Origin of the sequence: Streptomyces rugosispiralis (genome assembly GCF_024505145.1) — a bacterium.
In the GTDB taxonomy this organism is placed as follows: domain Bacteria; phylum Actinomycetota; class Actinomycetes; order Streptomycetales; family Streptomycetaceae; genus Streptomyces; species Streptomyces rugosispiralis.
In genome coordinates this window covers 12247-28077 of sequence record NZ_JANIAA010000014.1, presented here as the reverse complement: position 1 = coordinate 28077, position 15831 = coordinate 12247, and the positions used below count along the sequence as shown (strand labels likewise).

Annotated in this window: 16 protein-coding genes; 5 read left to right on the top strand and 11 right to left on the bottom strand. The window is 70.5% G+C overall.

The window, feature by feature from the left end; all coding sequences use genetic code 11:
- Positions 1-75 precede the first annotated feature (75 nt).
- From NP777_RS21790 to NP777_RS21780, 3 genes are all read left to right on the top strand, one after another.
- A complete protein-coding gene (locus NP777_RS21790) occupies positions 76-921 on the top strand; it encodes a hypothetical protein (protein ID WP_256651858.1) in 846 nt (281 codons plus the stop codon).
- The gene (locus NP777_RS21785; protein WP_256651857.1) at positions 918-1517 is read left to right on the top strand and encodes a TerD family protein; all 600 of its coding nucleotides are present in this window, start codon (positions 918-920) and stop codon (positions 1515-1517) included. The genes NP777_RS21790 and NP777_RS21785 overlap by 4 nt, the downstream gene beginning before the upstream one ends.
- 103 nt (positions 1518-1620) lie before the next feature.
- The gene (locus NP777_RS21780; protein ID WP_256651856.1) at positions 1621-2040 is read left to right on the top strand and encodes a DnaJ family domain-containing protein; all 420 of its coding nucleotides are present in this window, start codon (positions 1621-1623) and stop codon (positions 2038-2040) included.
- Positions 2041-2107: 67 nt separating this feature from the next.
- Here the strand turns inward: NP777_RS21780 and NP777_RS21775 are convergent, their stop codons facing one another.
- Entirely contained in the window at positions 2108-2494 is a 387-nt protein-coding gene (locus NP777_RS21775; protein ID WP_256651855.1) for a VOC family protein, read from the bottom strand.
- A gap of 165 nt (positions 2495-2659) precedes the next feature.
- A complete protein-coding gene (locus NP777_RS21770) occupies positions 2660-3430 on the bottom strand; it encodes a VOC family protein (RefSeq protein ID WP_256651854.1) in 771 nt (256 codons plus the stop codon).
- A gap of 388 nt (positions 3431-3818) precedes the next feature.
- Here NP777_RS21770 and NP777_RS21765 point away from each other — a divergent pair, with 388 nt between their 5' ends.
- Positions 3819-5096, top strand: a complete 1278-nt coding sequence (locus NP777_RS21765; protein WP_256651853.1) for a cytochrome P450 — start codon at positions 3819-3821, stop codon at positions 5094-5096.
- A 142-nt stretch (positions 5097-5238) separates the two neighbouring features.
- Here the strand turns inward: NP777_RS21765 and NP777_RS21760 are convergent, their stop codons facing one another.
- Entirely contained in the window at positions 5239-5613 is a 375-nt protein-coding gene (locus NP777_RS21760; RefSeq protein ID WP_256651988.1) for a nuclear transport factor 2 family protein, read from the bottom strand.
- A 98-nt stretch (positions 5614-5711) separates the two neighbouring features.
- Between NP777_RS21760 and NP777_RS21755 the strand changes: the two genes are divergently transcribed.
- A complete protein-coding gene (locus NP777_RS21755) occupies positions 5712-7577 on the top strand; it encodes a S9 family peptidase (RefSeq protein WP_256651852.1) in 1866 nt (621 codons plus the stop codon).
- Here the strand turns inward: NP777_RS21755 and NP777_RS21750 are convergent.
- The 8 genes from NP777_RS21750 to NP777_RS21715 form a co-directional block, all read right to left on the bottom strand.
- Positions 7483-8403, bottom strand: a complete 921-nt coding sequence (locus NP777_RS21750) for an SURF1 family protein (protein WP_256651851.1) — start codon at positions 8401-8403, stop codon at positions 7483-7485. The genes NP777_RS21755 and NP777_RS21750 overlap by 95 nt on opposite strands.
- A 214-nt stretch (positions 8404-8617) precedes the next feature.
- Positions 8618-9907 carry a DUF4232 domain-containing protein gene (locus NP777_RS21745; protein ID WP_256651850.1) on the bottom strand — a complete coding sequence of 430 codons (1290 nt, stop codon included), beginning with the start codon at positions 9905-9907 and terminating at the stop codon, positions 8618-8620.
- A gap of 182 nt (positions 9908-10089) precedes the next feature.
- Complete coding sequence (locus NP777_RS21740) at positions 10090-10665, bottom strand: SigE family RNA polymerase sigma factor (RefSeq protein WP_256651849.1); 576 nt, start codon at positions 10663-10665, stop codon at positions 10090-10092.
- Positions 10666-11188: 523 nt separating this feature from the next.
- A complete protein-coding gene (locus tag NP777_RS21735; RefSeq protein ID WP_256651848.1) occupies positions 11189-12280 on the bottom strand; it encodes an aspartate-semialdehyde dehydrogenase in 1092 nt (363 codons plus the stop codon).
- Positions 12277-13557: an aspartate kinase gene (locus NP777_RS21730; protein ID WP_198281566.1), complete on the bottom strand. Its 1281-nt coding sequence runs from the start codon at positions 13555-13557 to the stop codon at positions 12277-12279. The genes NP777_RS21735 and NP777_RS21730 overlap by 4 nt, the downstream gene beginning before the upstream one ends.
- Before the next feature lie 377 nt (positions 13558-13934).
- Positions 13935-14600, bottom strand: a complete 666-nt coding sequence (locus NP777_RS21725; RefSeq protein WP_256651847.1) for a DUF5063 domain-containing protein — start codon at positions 14598-14600, stop codon at positions 13935-13937.
- Complete coding sequence (gene recR, locus NP777_RS21720) at positions 14593-15192, bottom strand: recombination mediator RecR (RefSeq protein WP_020870189.1); 600 nt, start codon at positions 15190-15192, stop codon at positions 14593-14595. Before recR ends, NP777_RS21725 begins: the two co-directional genes overlap by 8 nt.
- Positions 15193-15467: 275 nt before the next feature.
- On the bottom strand, positions 15468-15803 hold the full coding sequence (locus NP777_RS21715; RefSeq protein ID WP_256651846.1) for a YbaB/EbfC family nucleoid-associated protein: 336 nt from the start codon (positions 15801-15803) through the stop codon (positions 15468-15470).
- Positions 15804-15831 lie beyond the last annotated feature (28 nt).

The following is a 15831-nucleotide window of genomic DNA, read 5'->3' as shown; positions in this document are numbered from 1 at the left end:
CCGGGCCCGGCCTTCCCCCCCTGATGAGCCAGGCCCGGCGGCCCGTTCATTCCTACTCATCGAGGAAGCTCGGACATGACCGCCCTACCCGGCTTACAGGCCGAGGACAGGCCCGACTTCGAGCGGGCGCTGCACCAGGCGCTGCGTACGGCGGAGATCCGTGAGGCCCTGCGGCGCAAAGAGGCCACGGCGGACGCGGGGGCCACGGGGGCCACGGGGGCCACAGGAGACACGGGGGCCTCGGGGGACACGGGAGACACGGGGGCCTCGGGGGCCACGGACATCCAACGGCTGCGCGCCCAGGCGCTCGTGGCGAGCGAGCTGATCGCGACGGCCGCCGCGCCCGAATACGCCGCGTACCTGCGGCAACGCGCCGCCATGGCCACGACCACGGCTACCACGGCTACCGCGTCCACCGCATCCGCCCTATCCGGCTCACCCACCCCCTCGGCAGGCGCCCGTGGACTGCTGCCGGTGCTCGCCGTCCTCACACCGGCTCTGGCCGGCGCCTCGACCGCGGCCTTTCTGCTCCTCGGCGGGCTGCTGGGGCTCTTCGACTCCCAACGCGAACTGTCCGACGCACTGTTGACCGCCGGGCTGACCAGCGCGACGATCGCGGCGTTCACTCTGGTGGTGGGGGCGGCCTGCCTGCTCGTCACCGCCGTACGCCACCGAACCCCGGCCTCCGACCAGCGCCCGCGCATCCATGGACACCTACGCCCCTACCTGCATCCATCTCCACACCCGCCCTACGTCAGGCGTCGGGATGACGCGGCCGTGGCCACGGCCCGTGACGCCTGGCTGAGGGCCCTTCTTCACCGCGGCATCCTGCCGTTTCTGCGCGACCGGCTGGAGAGGTCGCACAGCCCGTCCCGGACGAGTCAGAGTCAGAGTCAGAAGAGCGAGAGAGGAACCACATGACGGTAAACCTGGCCAAGGGCCAGCGGATCAGCCTGAGCAAGTCCGACGGGGGTGAGCTCACCGCGGTGCGCATGGGCCTGGGCTGGAAGGCCGCGCCGCGGAAGGGGTTCCTCGCCCGGCTGACCGCCAAGGAGATCGACCTGGACGCCTCGGCCGTGCTCTTCGCCGGACGGGAAGCCGTGGACGTCGTGTTCTTCCAGCATCTGACGAGTGACGACGGTTCCGTACGGCACACCGGCGACAATCTCGTCGGCGGTGCCGGTCAGGGCGGCGACGACGAATCGATCCTGATCGATCTGCAGCGCGTTCCGGTCCATGTCGATCAGATCCTGTTCACGGTGAACTCCTTCTCCGGACAGACCTTCGCCGAGGTCGAGAACGCGTTCTGCCGTCTGGTCGACGAAACCAACGGCCAGGAGCTGGCCCGCTACACCCTGAGCGGCGGCGGCCCGTACACGGCCCAGGTCATGGCCAAGGTGCACCGCGAGAGCGGGACGGGCGGAGCGGGCGGGACCTGGCAGATGTCGGCGATCGGCGCGCCCGCCACCGGGCGGACGTTCCAGGATCTGCTGCCGGTCCTCGCCTCCCACCTCTGACCTCCCGTTCCCATACGGCCCGACCTCCCGTTCCCAACGCCCTGACCTCCCGTTCCCATACGGCCTGTGGCGCGTTTCGTGCCGCCCGAGGGAGAATCTGAGGGTGACCGAGCGAAAGCCACCGGGTATCAGTTTCGAAACGTGGGCCGACCGGCAGATCCGCGAGGCGGATGAACGCGGCGCGTTCGCCGACCTCCGAGGAAAGGGAAAACCCCTCCCCAATCTCGACAAGCCCTACGACGATCTGTGGTGGGTCAAGGAGAAGATGGCCCGCGAGAATCTGTCGTTTCTGCCACCGACACTCGTCCTGCGCAAAGAGGCGGAGGACGCGCTCGCCGCCGTGGAGAAGGCGCCGTCGGAGCGGACGGTGCGGGAGATCCTTGCGGAGGTCAATGACAAGATCCGTGAGGCGATCCGGCGGCCCCCGCCCGGCCCGCCGCTCAATCTCGCGCCGTTCGACATCGACGAGGCCGTACGGGCGTGGCGGGAGCGCCGGGACCGCGAGCAGGCAGCGGAAAGCTGAGCGGGTGGACCGGGGCGTACGCCGCCCCGGTCCACCCGCGGTGCCGGACTACTCCTCGGTGCCCGGACTACTCCTCGTTGCCGTACGGGCGAGTGATGATCTCCATGCCATGACCGGCCGGGTCCATGAAGTACAGCCCGCGCCCGCCGTAATGGTGGTTGATCTCGCCCGGCTGCTTCAGATGGGGATCGGCGTAGTACGTGACCCCCTGCTCCCGGATCCGCCCGAAGGCCGCGTCGAACTCCTCGTCCGAGATGAGGAACGCGTAATGCTGCATGACGATCGATTCGCCGGGAATGGTGGCGAAGTCCAGGGTGACACCATTACTGGTCTCCACCGGGACGAACGGGCCCCATTCCTCTCCCACCTCGAGGCCGAGGATATTCGCCAGGAATTCCGCGGATTCGTGGTTGTCCAGAGAATGGACGATCGTGTGATTCAACTCGACAGACACTGTGGAATGCCTCCGTAAGGCAATCTCACGGGCACCTCCATGCCTCACCCGGCCGGTGACCGACACGCGATGCCGTACTTCCGATCGTAGGCGCCGCCGCCCACAGCCGTCGAGGGCCCCCGCTCCCCCTGTCCCGCTGCCCCATTCCCCTGCCCATCCTCCTGGCTACAACCGCCGATCCTCGTCCGCCGGCCCTTTCCGCACGGCCGCCACGCTGAAGATCCCGCCCTCCGGGTCGCGCAGCGCCGCGATGCGCCCATAGGGGGTGTCGACCGGCAGGGAGATGACGCCGCCGCCGAGCTCCGCGGCGCGTTCGGCGACCTCGTCGACGTCCTTCACACAGAAGTAGACCCGCCAGCGGGGCCGGACGTTCGGGTCCGGGGCGGCCTCGATGGCGCCGCCGCGCAGCCCCGCGACCGCCTTACCGTCGATGTGGAGGACCACCCGGTCGTGCTCGAAGCGGACGTCGCAGCGCTCCCGCCCCTGGGTGTCCCAGCCGAAGGCCTGCCCGTAGAAAAGCGCCGCCTCGAAGGCGTCACGGGTGCGCAGTTCCAGCCATACGGGCGCGCCCGGTCTGCGCTCGCCCCACCACGCGGAGGTCAGGTCGCCCTCCCAGATGCCGAAGTTGGCCCCGTCCGGGTCGGCCGCCCAGGCCACCCGGCCGCTGCCGAACTCCAGCGGCCCGACCGCGACCGTGCCGCCGCGCTCCTGGACGCGCGAGGCCACCTCGTCCGCGCTGTCCGCCGCGAAGTACGTGGTCCAGGTGACCGGCAGGCTCACCCCCGCCGACGGGGACGAGGCGCCGATGCCGACGGTCGGTACGCCGCCCTCGGTGTACGCGATGGTGTAACGGCCGTGGCCCTGCCGGGTGGGGCGGAAGCCCCAGCCGAAGAGCTCTCCGTAGAAGTGATGCGCGCGGTCCAGATCCGCTGCCATGAGACTCACCCAGCAGGGCGCGCCCTGGACAGCACGGAACCTCTCCCGCAAGGCCGCTCACCTCACTCATGTCCCCGGGGGCGTCACAGACGTCCCGCAGGCAGCCGTCATCGCTCGGGCTTCACGCCCGATATGTACACCTTCCTCCGATTTTGCGGCCCGCGCCACCTTGGCGCCCATCGGCGCGTTGATGACCACCGGCGCACCCCGGAGTGCCCACCGCCCCGCTCACCGCCCGCGCCCACCGATGTGCCCTCCGATGTGCCCTCCAGAGTGCCCTCCGGAGTGCCCGCTCGGGGAGGGCGCACACGCTGTTGTGGCGCATCACACCGGAGCGCGTCCGGCACCGGAGCATGGCCGTCCGGGCGTGGCAGGGCAGTATTGCGCCATGTCGAATCTCCGCTCAAACATCGTCGCCTGGTTGGGTCGCAAGTACTTTTCGAGAATTCAGAAGAACGGCTTCGACTTGTCCAAGATGTCGTTCCTCCCGGACGCCACACTGGCACCGCTGAGGCGCGACGGCCTCGACCCCATTCCCGATCTGTCACGAACCAGGGCAAAGGAACCCATCAGTAAGATATGGCTGCCTTTCGGGATCAATGCCTGGCTTGTCACCGGATATGACGAGACCAAGGCGGTCCTCGGAAAGGCGAAGGGCTTCAGCTCCGATTTCACCAACCTCGCGGAACGGAACATCGGCGTCGCCCCGCAGCAGAATCCGGGAGGTCTCGGTTTCAGCGATCCACCGACACATACGAGACTGCGACGCCTGCTGACGCCCGAATTCACCATGCGGCGGCTCAGCAGGCTCACCCCGCGCATCCACGCCATCGTGGAGGAGCGCCTCGACGAGATGGCCGCGGCCGAGGGTCCGGTGGATCTCGTGGAGGCGTTCGCGCTTCCCATTCCCGCGCTGGTCATCTGCGAGCTGCTCGGTGTGCCGTACGAGGACCGCGATGACTTCCAGCGCCACAGCACGGCGCGGTTCGACCTCTTCGGCGGGGCGAACGCCTCCTTCGGCGCGATGTCGGACTCCCTCTCCTATCTGCACGGGATCGTGCGCAAGCAGCGTGAGACGCCCGGCGACGGGCTGCTCGGCATGCTGGTGAAGGAGCACGGCGACGAGCTCGACGACCAGGAGCTGGCCGGGCTCGCCGACGGGGTGCTGACCGGCGGTCTGGAGACGACCGCGAGCATGCTGGCGCTCGGCACGCTGGTGCTGCTCCAGGCCCCTGAGCAGTTCGCCGCGATACGTGACCAGGACGATGTCGTGGACCCGTTCGTGGAGGAGCTGCTGCGCTATCTCACGGTGGTGCAGGTGGCCTTCCCGCGGTTCGCCCGCGAGGACATGGAGATCGCGGGCACCCGGATATCCGCCGGTGATCTGGTGCTGTGCTCACTGAGCGGGGCCAATCGGGACGAGAAGCTGGGCCCGGACATGGAGCGGGTCGATCCGCACCGGCAGGCCCCCTCTCACCTGGCCTTCGGGTACGGCATCCACCGCTGCATCGGCGCCGAGCTGGCCAAGATGGAACTCCGGGCCGCCTACCCCGCGCTCATACGGCGGTTCCCGGAGATGCGGCTCGCGGTACCGGCGGAGAAGCTATCGTTCCGGAAGCTCTCCATCGTCTACGGCGTGGAGGAGCTGCCGGTGCTGCTGAAGTAGCCGGGCCCGGGGAGGGGACGGGGTGAACGGGAGGGACGGGGACGCAGGGGCGGGGGACGGAGGGGGCAGGGCGCCGCCGGAGCGAGGCGCCGGAGGGGCGGGAGGGCATCGGATATCGGATGTTCGGATATCGGGAGGGTATTCAGAAGCGCTCGACCAAGTGCTCGCGCTCACGCGGGGGCTCGTACGACGTCGGCCAGAAGTCGGTGATGGTCTGGATCCGGCCGTCCGCCGAGGCGGTGAAGAAGCTGATCGCCTGCGTCTCCTCCTCGTCCACGCTGAAACTCACCCAGGAGACCGCCTGATCGCCGTCGGTGATGACGCGCTCGACCTCCAGGCTCCACTCGCCCACGTGCTCCGCGTTGAAGCGGACCACGCCGTCCCGGCCGAGCACCCGCTCGCGGGTCTGCGGCAGTTCGTAGCGGACGTCGTCGGCGAGGGTGGCACCGAACGCCCGCCAGTCCCTGGCCTGGGCCGTTGCCCAGTACGTCTCAACCGTCGCGCCTATGTCGGCCATCAGCTCCCCCTCGGTGTGCGGCCTGCCGTCCATCCCGCCGGGAACGTTATCCACAGGCGCGGGGCGACGCCAGCGCGCATGTCGGGGTGCGGCGCAGAATGGTGGGCATGACTGAGAGCACGGAGTCCATGCCGGACTGGGAAAAGCGCTTCCGGGCGCCGCGAGTGGGGCTGCCCGACTGGGCGGAAGAGGCCCCGGACCACTCGCTGTTCGTCTCGAACGCCACGGGTACGTACGAGCTGTACGCATGGGACCGGGCCACCGGTGCCCAGCGGCAGGTCACCGACCGGCCGAACGGGACGACCGACGGGGTGCTGTCGCCGGACGGCCGGTGGATCTGGTGGTTCTCGGACACCGACGGCGATGAGTTCGGGGTGTGGCTGCGCCAGCCGTTCAGCGGCGGTGAGAGTGACGAGGGTGACGGGCGCCCGGCCGACGAGCCCGCGACCCCGGGTCTGGAGCCTTCCTACCCCGCGGGGCTCGCGCTGGGCCGCGACGGCACGGCGGTCGTCGGGCGGTCCACCGACGAGGACGGCTCGACCATCCATGTGGTGCGGCCGGGCGGCGAGTCCGAGGAGATCTACCGGCACCGCGAGTCCGCCGGAGTGGGGGATCTCTCCCATGACGGGGCGCTGATCGCGATCGAGCACACCGAGCACGGCGACGCGATGCACTCGGCGATCCGGATCCTGCGGCCGGACGGGACGGCCGTCGCGGAGCTGGACGACACCAAGGGCGGCACCGAGGAGCTGGGCCTGTCCGTGATGGGCTTCGCGCCCGTCGAGGGGGACACCCGGCTGCTGGTCGGGCACCAGCGGCGCGGCCGGTGGGAGCCCATGGTGTGGGATCCGACGACCGGTGTGGAGACGGCGCTGGCGATCGACCTGCCCGGTGACGTGGGGGCGGACTGGTTCCCGGACGGATCGGCGCTGCTGGTCGAGCACAGCCATCAGGCCCGCAGCGAGCTGTGGCGGTACGACCTCGCCGCCGGCGAGCTGACCCGCCTGGAGACCCCGGCGGGCACGATCTCGGGCGCCACCGCGCGGCCGGACGGCACGGTGGAGTTCCTGTGGTCGTCGGCCGAGAAGCCGCCCCAGGTGCGGTCGACGAGCGGGCGGACGGTGCTGGACCCGCCCGGGTTCACCGCCCCGGAGTCGGTACCGGTCACCGACGTCTGGGTGGACGGCCCCGGCGGGCGGGTGCACGCGCTGGTGCAGAAGCCCGCGGGCGAGGGCCCCTTCCCGACGGTCTTCGACATCCACGGCGGGCCGACCTGGCACGACAGTGACGCTTTCGCGGCGGGCCCCGCCGCCTGGGTGGACCATGGCTTCGCCGTGGTGCGGGTCAACTACCGCGGCTCGACCGGCTACGGGCGGGCGTGGACGGACGCGCTCAAGCACCGGGTCGGGCTGATCGAGCTGGAGGACATCGCGGCCGTGCGGGAGTGGGCGGTGGCCTCCGGGCTCGCCGACCCCGAGCGGCTGGTGCTGGCCGGTGGTTCCTGGGGCGGCTATCTGACCCTGCTGGGGATCGGCACCCAGCCGGATTCATGGGCGCTGGGGCTGGCCGCGGTCCCGGTCGCGGACTATGTGACGGCCTACCACGACGAGATGGAGGCCCTGAAGGCGATGGACCGCACCCTGCTGGGCGGCACCCCGGAGGAGGTGCCGGAGCGGTTCGAGGCATCGTCCCCGCTGACCTATGTGGATCAGGTGCGGGCGCCGGTCTACATCTCGGCGGGGGTGAACGACCCGCGCTGCCCCATACGGCAGATCGACAACTATGTGGAGCGGCTCGAGCGGCGCGGCGCCCCGCATGAGGTCTACCGCTATGACGCGGGGCACGGCTCGCTGGTCGTCGAGGAGCGGATCAAGCAGTTGCGCTTGGAGATCGAGTTCGCTCGGCGTCATCTGGGGTCGGGTCCGCACCCGGCGCCGTCGGAGCCGTCGGCTCGGGCGGCGTGATGCCGAGGGCCAGATCGCGGGCCGTCTCGGCCTCGCGGCGGAACAGCCGGAACCACATGAAGACCACGAAACCGGCGAAGACGAACCACTCACCGGTGTAGCCCAGGTTCTGGAACGCCTTGATGTCGAGCCCGGTGCCCTCCGCCGCCGTGGGGGGCACCGGCTTCAGGGCCCCGGGAGCCTCGGTGGAGGTGACCCAGGCGTCATACACCTGGTACGGCACCAGGTTGACCAGGGAGGCGGCGCTGATCATGCCGAGCTGACCGCGGGGGAGGCCACCGCTCGCGCTCACCCCGTCGCCGCCCTGGTGCTCGGACGCCTGCAGCGCACCGGTGACGGTCACCTCGCCGGAGGGGGGTGCGGGCACCTTGGCGGTGGCCGCCGGATCGTCGGCGTCGCCGGGGAGCCAGCCGCGGACGACGGGCAGCGCCTTGGCGCCGTCCTTGCTCCCGCCCTTGGCCCCGTCCTTGCTCCCGCCCTTGGGCCCGTCCTTGCCCTCGTCCACACGCAGCAGAGTCAGCACATAGAAGCCGTCGCGGTCGTCCAGCCGCCGGTCGGGCACGAGGAGTTGATGTGCGGTGTCGTATCGACCGGTGGCGGTGGCCCGCTCCCCGGAGGTCTTCGCGGTGACCGGCAGCAGATCGCCCAGCGGCCGGGCCGCGGCCTTCCGCGCGGCGGACGCCTCGTCCCGCTGCTCGTTATGCGTGTTGACCCGCGTCTCGAAGCGGCTGAGCTGCCAACTGCCCATGAAGAGGCAGACCGGGATCGCCAGCAGGGTGAACACGTTGATCACCCACCAGCGGGGGGTCAGCAGAAACCGATACACACCCCCACGGTACGGGCTTCGCGTCGCGGCCCCGGCGGCGGGGCCGCCCCACAGAGCCCCGTGCCGTGGCCCCAGGACCCCGCCGGGACGCGCCCGGACCGCCCCGGGGCCTCCCGGGCTCGAGGCCCCGGGAGACCGCCGCTCAACGGCTCCGGAGAGACGTCGGCGGGCCCTGGAGGGAGGGCAGCGGGCTCGGGAAGAAGGAGAGCGGGCTCTAGGACGTCAGCAGACCGGTGCGGTAGATCGTTCCGGCGCAGGCGCCGCCGATCGACACGCTCGCCGCGGCCGGGTCGCCCGCCTCCGGCGAATGGCTGACCAGGACGCTCGCGTCCTGCGGCTCACCGCCGCCACCGCCGCCGCCACCGCCGCCCGGGGTGCCGCCCGGATCGCCCGTGCTGGGGTCGTCCTGCGGTCCCTCCTGGGCCCCGTCCGTGGACGGGTCGGGGGTCGGGGTGCCGGTGGTGGAGCAGCCGCTGGTGCCGCCGCCCGCCGCCGGGATCCAGGCGAACTTGACCTCGTACGCCTGGCCGGGCTTGAGGATGAGCGTGCCCGGCTGGGTGGAGGGGTCGGGCAGCCCCGCCGCCGCGTCGCCCGCCGTGTGGTCCACGACCAGGATCCGCGAGGCGTCCGCGCCGCCCTGGGCGCTCGCGCCCACCGAGCCGCTGCCCTCGACCGTGCAGGCCCGGTCCGAGATGTTCACGACGCGGAACGAGCCGTAGACCCGCCCCTCGGCGTCGGCCGCTCCGACCGATCCGGCGCCACCGCTGGTGAGCTGGGCGCGGCTGCAGGTGGGGGAGGTGGCGTTCAGCGTGTTGGTCGGGTCGGGGACCGTACCGCCGGAGCCGCCCTCCTCGCCCTTCGACGGCTTGTCCTTCTCCTTGTCCTTGCCCTTGTCGCCCTTGTGCTCCTCGACCTTGTCGGCGGGCCCGTCGGCGTCCTTGCCGCCGCTGCCCTCGCCGTGCGGGCCGCCGCTGGCCTCGGGGGGGCGGTGGCTGCTGGCGGCGTTGGCCGGGCGGTCGCTCGAGCTGTCGCTGGTGGTCGCGACGTGCACCAGCGCCGGTACGGCCGCACAGCCGAGCACCAGCGCCGCCGCGGCCCCGACCAGGGCCTGGCGCCGCCGCGCACGGCGGGCGGGCACGGCGCGCCGCAGATGGTCGAGGGATGCGGGGGACGGCTCGAGCTCGTCGACGGCGCGGTGCAGCAGCCGCCGCAGCGCCTCCTCGTCCTCACCGCCGGGCTCGTCGTCGTCGAGCTGAATGCGGAGGGGTGTCACCCGCCCGGTCTCGGACCCGGCGGACTTCCCGCCCTCCGTGGCCTCGGCCGACCCGGTGCGCTCCTCGGCGGACCCGGTGCGCTCCTCGGCGCCCGCGGGCTCCGCGGGCTCACGGTTCTCCGCGGACCCGGCGGACTCACGGGCCTCCCGGGACCCCACGGACCCGGCCGACTCCGCGTCCGCCGTGGCCTCCCCGTCCGCCGTGGACTCCGCGTCCGCCGCAGCTTCCACGGGCTCCGCAGCTTCCACGGGCTCCGCAGCTTCCGCGGGCTCTGTCGTCTCCGCGGCCTCCGTCGCCTCTACCGGCCCCTTGGGCCCCGTGGTCTCCCTGGACTCCCCTGGCTCCCTGGATTCCGGCTCGTGGCCGTGGAGCCGGCCGGGATCCCCCGAGCCCGGCGTAGATGTGTTGTGGTTCATGCCGGAGCCTCCATGGCGACGCGGAGCGCCGCGATGCCGCGCGAGCCGTACGCCTTGACCGAGCCGAGCGATATGCCCAGCGTCTCGGCCACCTGGGCCTCGGTCATATCGGCGAAGTAGCGCAGCACGAGAACCTCGCGCTGACGGCGCTGAAGTCCCCTCATCGCCTTGATCAGTTGATCCCGTTCCAGCTGTTCGTACGCCCCCTCCTCGGCGCTGGCCATATCGGGCATCGGCTTGGAGAGCAGCTTCAGCCCGAGGATGCGTCGGCGCAGCGCGGAGCGGGAGAGATTGACGACCGTCTGCCGCAGATAGGCGAGGGTCTTCTCGGGATCCCGGACTCTCTTGCGCGCCGTGTGCACACGGATGAACGCTTCCTGCACGACGTCCTCGCAGGACGCGGTGTCGTCGAGCAGGAGCGCGGCGAGACCGAGCAGCGACCGGTAGTGGGCGCGGTAGGTCTCGGTGAGGTGATCGACTGTGGTGCCCGCTGCCATCGCGTCGTCAGTGTCCTCGCGCCCTGTTGTGATGTGCGCGGGGCGGGCCGTAGGCCATGGCGCGATCACCGGCATGCCACCTGGGACACGCGGGGGGCGTACTGCCGCGCCGCCATGCCCTGGAACCGTTGCGATGCCGAATACCTCTGCCACGCCTGTTGGACACGCCGCCCCCTGTCAGGGTTGTACGCGTGAGGCATCGCTTTTGACGATGCGTTGAATGCCCCCATGCGCACCAACTCTTCCCCAATGCCCCAGTTATCCCAGCGCCCACTGCGGGGCGGCTGGAAAGACGCTCCCCGCCTACTGCCGGTTGCAGCGGGCGGGGAGCGAATACGTCGATCACATCAACGGCCCAGCTCAGCTGGTCCAGGCCAGTGACACGCGCACAGGATATTCACATCTGCCGGACGACGCACTGGTGAAACGTCACTTTAAGACGGTCGCTCACGTTACGGCGCCCCGGCCCCCCTCTTACGACGGCCCGGCCCCCGTCTTACGAACCTCCGGCTCCCCTCTTACGGCGCCCCGGCCCCCGTCTTACGACGGTCCGGCGCTCCACTGCTTACTGCTTACCCGGCGCCCTGCTTGACAGCGCTCACCGCGCGGCGGCGCCGCCCGCCAGCTCGGCCGCGACGACCTCCGCGATCTGCGCGGTGTTCAGCGCCGCGCCCTTGCGCAGGTTGTCGCCGCAGACGAACAGTTCCAGCGCCTTCGGGTCGTCCAGCGACCGCCGCACCCGGCCGACCCACGTGGGGTCGGTGCCCACGGCGTCGGCGGGGGTCGGGAACTCGCCCTCCGCCGGGTTGTCGCACAGCACCACCCCGGGGGCGCCCGCCAGGATCTCGTGCGCCGCCTCGACCGTCACCTCGTTCTCGAACCGCGCGTGCACGGCCAGCGAATGAGTGGTGATCACGGGCACCCGTACGCAGGTCGCGGTGACCCTCAGCTCCGGCAGCCCCAGGATCTTGCGGGACTCGTTCCGCACCTTGAGCTCCTCGGAGGACCAGCCGTCCTCCTTGAGCGAACCGGCGAACGGCACCACATTGAGCGCCATCGGCGCCGGGAACGGCCCGGTGTCGCCCACCGCCCGCCGTACGTCCCCGGGGTGAGTGCCCAGCTCCGTACCGGCGACCAGCGCGATCTGCTCGCGCAGGGCGTCGATGCCTTCCTTGCCCGCGCCGGAGACCGCCTGGTACGAGGAGACGATCAGCTCGCTCAGCCCGAACTCGGCATGCAGCGCGCCCATCGCGACGATCATCGACAGGGTGGTGCAGTTGGGGTTGGCGATGATGCCGCGCGGGCGGACCCGGGCCGCGTGCGCGTTCACCTCCGGCACCACCAGGGGGACATCGGGGTCCATCCGGAAGGCGCCGGAGTTGTCGATGGCCACCGCGCCCTTGCTCGCCGCGATGGGCGCCCACCGCGCCGAGATCTCGTCGGGTACGTCGAACATCGCGACGTCGACGCCCTCGAACGCCTCCTCGCTCAGCGCGACGACCTCGACCTGCTCACCCCGGACGGTCAGCTTCCGGCCGGCCGAGCGGGGTGAGGCGATCAGCCGGATCTCGCCCCAGATGTCGGCGCGCTCGGAGAGGATCGAGAGCATGACGGTGCCGACCGCGCCGGTGGCCCCGACGACCGCGAGGGTGGGCTTGTCACCACCGCCGGCACCGCCATGGCCGGTCATCGTCCGGTCCCTCCGTAGACCACCGCTTCGTCCGTGTCACTGTCCAGGCCGAAGGCGCTGTGCACGGCCACGACCGCGTCCTTCACATCGTCGGCGCGGGTGACGACCGAGATGCGGATCTCGGAGGTCGAGATCAGCTCAATGTTGACCCCGGCGTTCGACAGTGCCTCGAAGAAGGTCGCGGTGACCCCCGGGTTGGTGCGCATACCGGCACCGATCAGGGAGATCTTGGCGATCTGGTCGTCGTAGCGCAGCGAGTCGAAGCCGATCAGCGACTTCGCCTTGGTCAGCGCCTCCATCGCCCGGTGGCCGTCCGTCTTCGGCAGCGTGAAGGAGATGTCGGTCAGCCCGGTCGACGCGGCGGAGACGTTCTGCACCACCATGTCGATGTTGATCTCGGCGTCGGAGATGGTGCGGAAGATGGCCGCGGCCTCACCCGGCTTGTCCGGCACCCCGACGACCGTGACCTTGGCCTCGGACGTGTCGTGCGCGACTCCGGAGATGATCGCTTGCTCCATGCCTTCTTCTCCTTCTCCCGCTTCCGGCCGGTTGCGCACCCAGGTGCCCTGGTGACCGGAGAACGACGACCGTACGTGAATGGGGATGTTGTACCGGCGCGCGTACTCCACACAGCGCAGGTGCAGCACCTTGGAGCCGCTCGCGGCGAGCTCCAGCATGTCCTCGTACGGAATTTCGTTGATCTTGCGAGCCTTCTTCACCACGCGCGGGTCGGCGGTGAACACGCCGTCCACGTCGGTGTAGATCTCGCACACCTCGGCGTCCAGGGCCGCGGCCAGCGCGACCGCGGTGGTGTCGGAACCGCCCCGGCCGAGGGTGGTGATGTCCTTGCTCTCCTGGGACACGCCCTGGAAGCCCGCGACGATCGCGACCGCGCCGAGTTCGAGCGCGTCACGGATGCGGCCCGGCGTGACATCGATGATCCGTGCTTTGTTGTGAACCGCGTCGGTGATGACTCCCGCCTGGCTGCCGGTGAACGACAGCGCCTCGTGACCGAGGTTTTTGATCGCCATCGCCAGCAAGGCCATGGAGATCCGCTCTCCCGCGGTCAGCAGCATGTCGAACTCGCGCCCAGTAGGAATCGGGGATACCTGCTCGGCGAGATCGATCAGCTCGTCCGTCGTGTCGCCCATCGCGGAGACCACGACGACCACCTGGTGGCCGTTCTTCTTGGCTTCCACGATCCGCTTGGCGACCCGCTTGATGCCCTCGGCATCGGCAACGGAGGAGCCTCCGTACTTCTGCACGACAAGGCCCACGTGCGCTCCTCGCAGCTCTCAATAATGCGGTCGGCTCAGTCTAACGAGCGGCCGGAATATGCCCTCCCAATATCACATAGCGAGACGAATGCCCCGCAAAGTGATCAGGGGAAGACGAGGGGCATCACACGGCGCAACGTCCACGCACCCGCGAGATTCCCCGCATCCCTCCCACCCGCTCAGCGACGAACCCTGCCCGCTTACCGCGGAAGCACACGGGAACGTAACTCAGCTCACAGGACCGGACGGCCCGGCGGACCGCCCGGCGGACCGCCCGGTAGACCGCCCGGCGGGCGCCCCGCGGGCTGCCCAACAGGCCGACTCAAGCGCTCCTCAGCGCGGTCCCGAGCGCTCCTCAGCGCGGCCCCGAGCGCTCCTCAACGCGGCCCCGAGCGCAGGCCGAGCGGTCCCGCGATCTCCGCCGCCATGACCCGGCCGGCCTCCTCCGCGAGCTCCTCGTCACCGCCCGCGTTGCTGTCCGTGTCCAGACCGTCCAGCTCGTCCAGCGGGCTGTCCAGCCGTACGTGCGCGACCAGCGACTGCAGCGCACGCAGGGCCGCCGAGGCGGTCGTCCCCCAGTTGGAGAGGTACGAGAACTGCCACCACCACAGCGCCTCGCTGATCCGGCCCTCGCGGTAGTGCGCCATCCCGTGCCGCAGATCGGTGATGATCCCGGCCAGATCGTCGGAGATCCGGCAGGCGACCGGCTGGCTGCGCGGCACGTACGGGTCGAAGACCTCCGAGTAGATGTCCACCGGCTCCAGCAGCCGGGCGAAGCGCTCACGCAGCTCGTCGACGTCCGGCTCCGGGCCGGCGTCCGGTTCGTACCGCTCGTCCGGGACGAAGTCCTCGTGCGCGCCGAGCCGGCCGCCCGCGAGGAGCAGCTGCGACAGCTCGAGCAGCAGGAACGGCACAGCGCTGTCCGGCTCGTCCCCCTTGGCGACTTCGGTGACCGCGACGATGAAGCTCTCGATCTGGTCGGAGATCTGGACCGCGAAGTCGTCCGGGTCCGGGTGGGCGTCGTGCAGCGTTGCGTCAGACATCGAGAAGTCTTCTCCCTTCGAAGGCACGACCCAGCGTGACCTCGTCGGCGTACTCCAGGTCTCCACCGACAGGGAGGCCGCTGGCCAGGCGGGTGACCTTCAAACCCATGGGCTTGATCATGCGCGCGAGGTACGTGGCGGTGGCTTCGCCCTCCAGATTCGGATCGGTGGCCAGGATGAGCTCGGTGACCGTCCCGTCCGCGAGCCGCGCCAGCAGCTCCCTGATCCGCAGATCGTCCGGGCCCACGCCCTCGATGGGGCTGATCGCCCCGCCGAGCACGTGATAGCGGCCCCGGAACTCACGCGTCCGCTCGATCGCGACGACGTCCTTCGGCTCCTCGACCACGCAGATGATCGCGGGGTCGCGACGGGGGTCCTGGCAGACGCGGCACTGCTCGGCCTCGGCGACGTTCCCGCAGACCGCGCAGAACCGCACCTTCTCCTTGACCTGCGTCAGCGCTTGCGCGAGACGGCGAACGTCGGTGGGCTCGGCCTGCAGGATGTGGAAGGCGATCCGCTGCGCGCTCTTGGGACCGACGCCGGGCAACCTGCCCAACTCGTCGATGAGGTCCTGGACCACGCCCTCGTACACGCCTTCATCCAATCTCGCGCCGACACGCGGTGGCCGTACTTCACATGAATATTCGGTTGCGCCGTGCCCTCACGGCCAGGGGGCGTCACGCGCTTGCGGCCGGGCCGCCGCGACGGCTCCTACGGCTCTTACGACTCCTACGGCTCCTACGGCTCTCACCGGCCGCCGCGACGCTCACGGTCGGGCCCGGAGAACCCCGGGGGACCCGGAGACCCCGGAGAATCCCGGGGACCCAGAGACCCCGGAGACCCCGGAGACCTTCGAGAAGCCGAAGGTCAGAACGGGAGTCCGGGCATACCGCCCAGCCCCTGGGCGAGCGGGCCGAGCTTCTGCTGCTGGAGCTCCTGCGCGGCGTGGTTGGCATCGCGGACGGCCGCGACGACCAGATCCGCGAGGGTCTCCGTGTCATCAGGATCCACGGCCTTGGGATCGATGACCAGGCCCTGCAACTCACCGGAACCGGTCACGGTCGCCTTCACCAGGCCACCGCCCGCGGAACCCTCGACGTGAGTGCGGGCCAGCTCCTCCTGGGCCGCGGCGAGGTCCTGCTGCATCTTCTGAGCCTGCTGCAGCAACTGCTGCATGTTCGGCTGGCCACCACCGGGGATCACGGCTTCGCTCCTGGCGCTCGACAGTCGT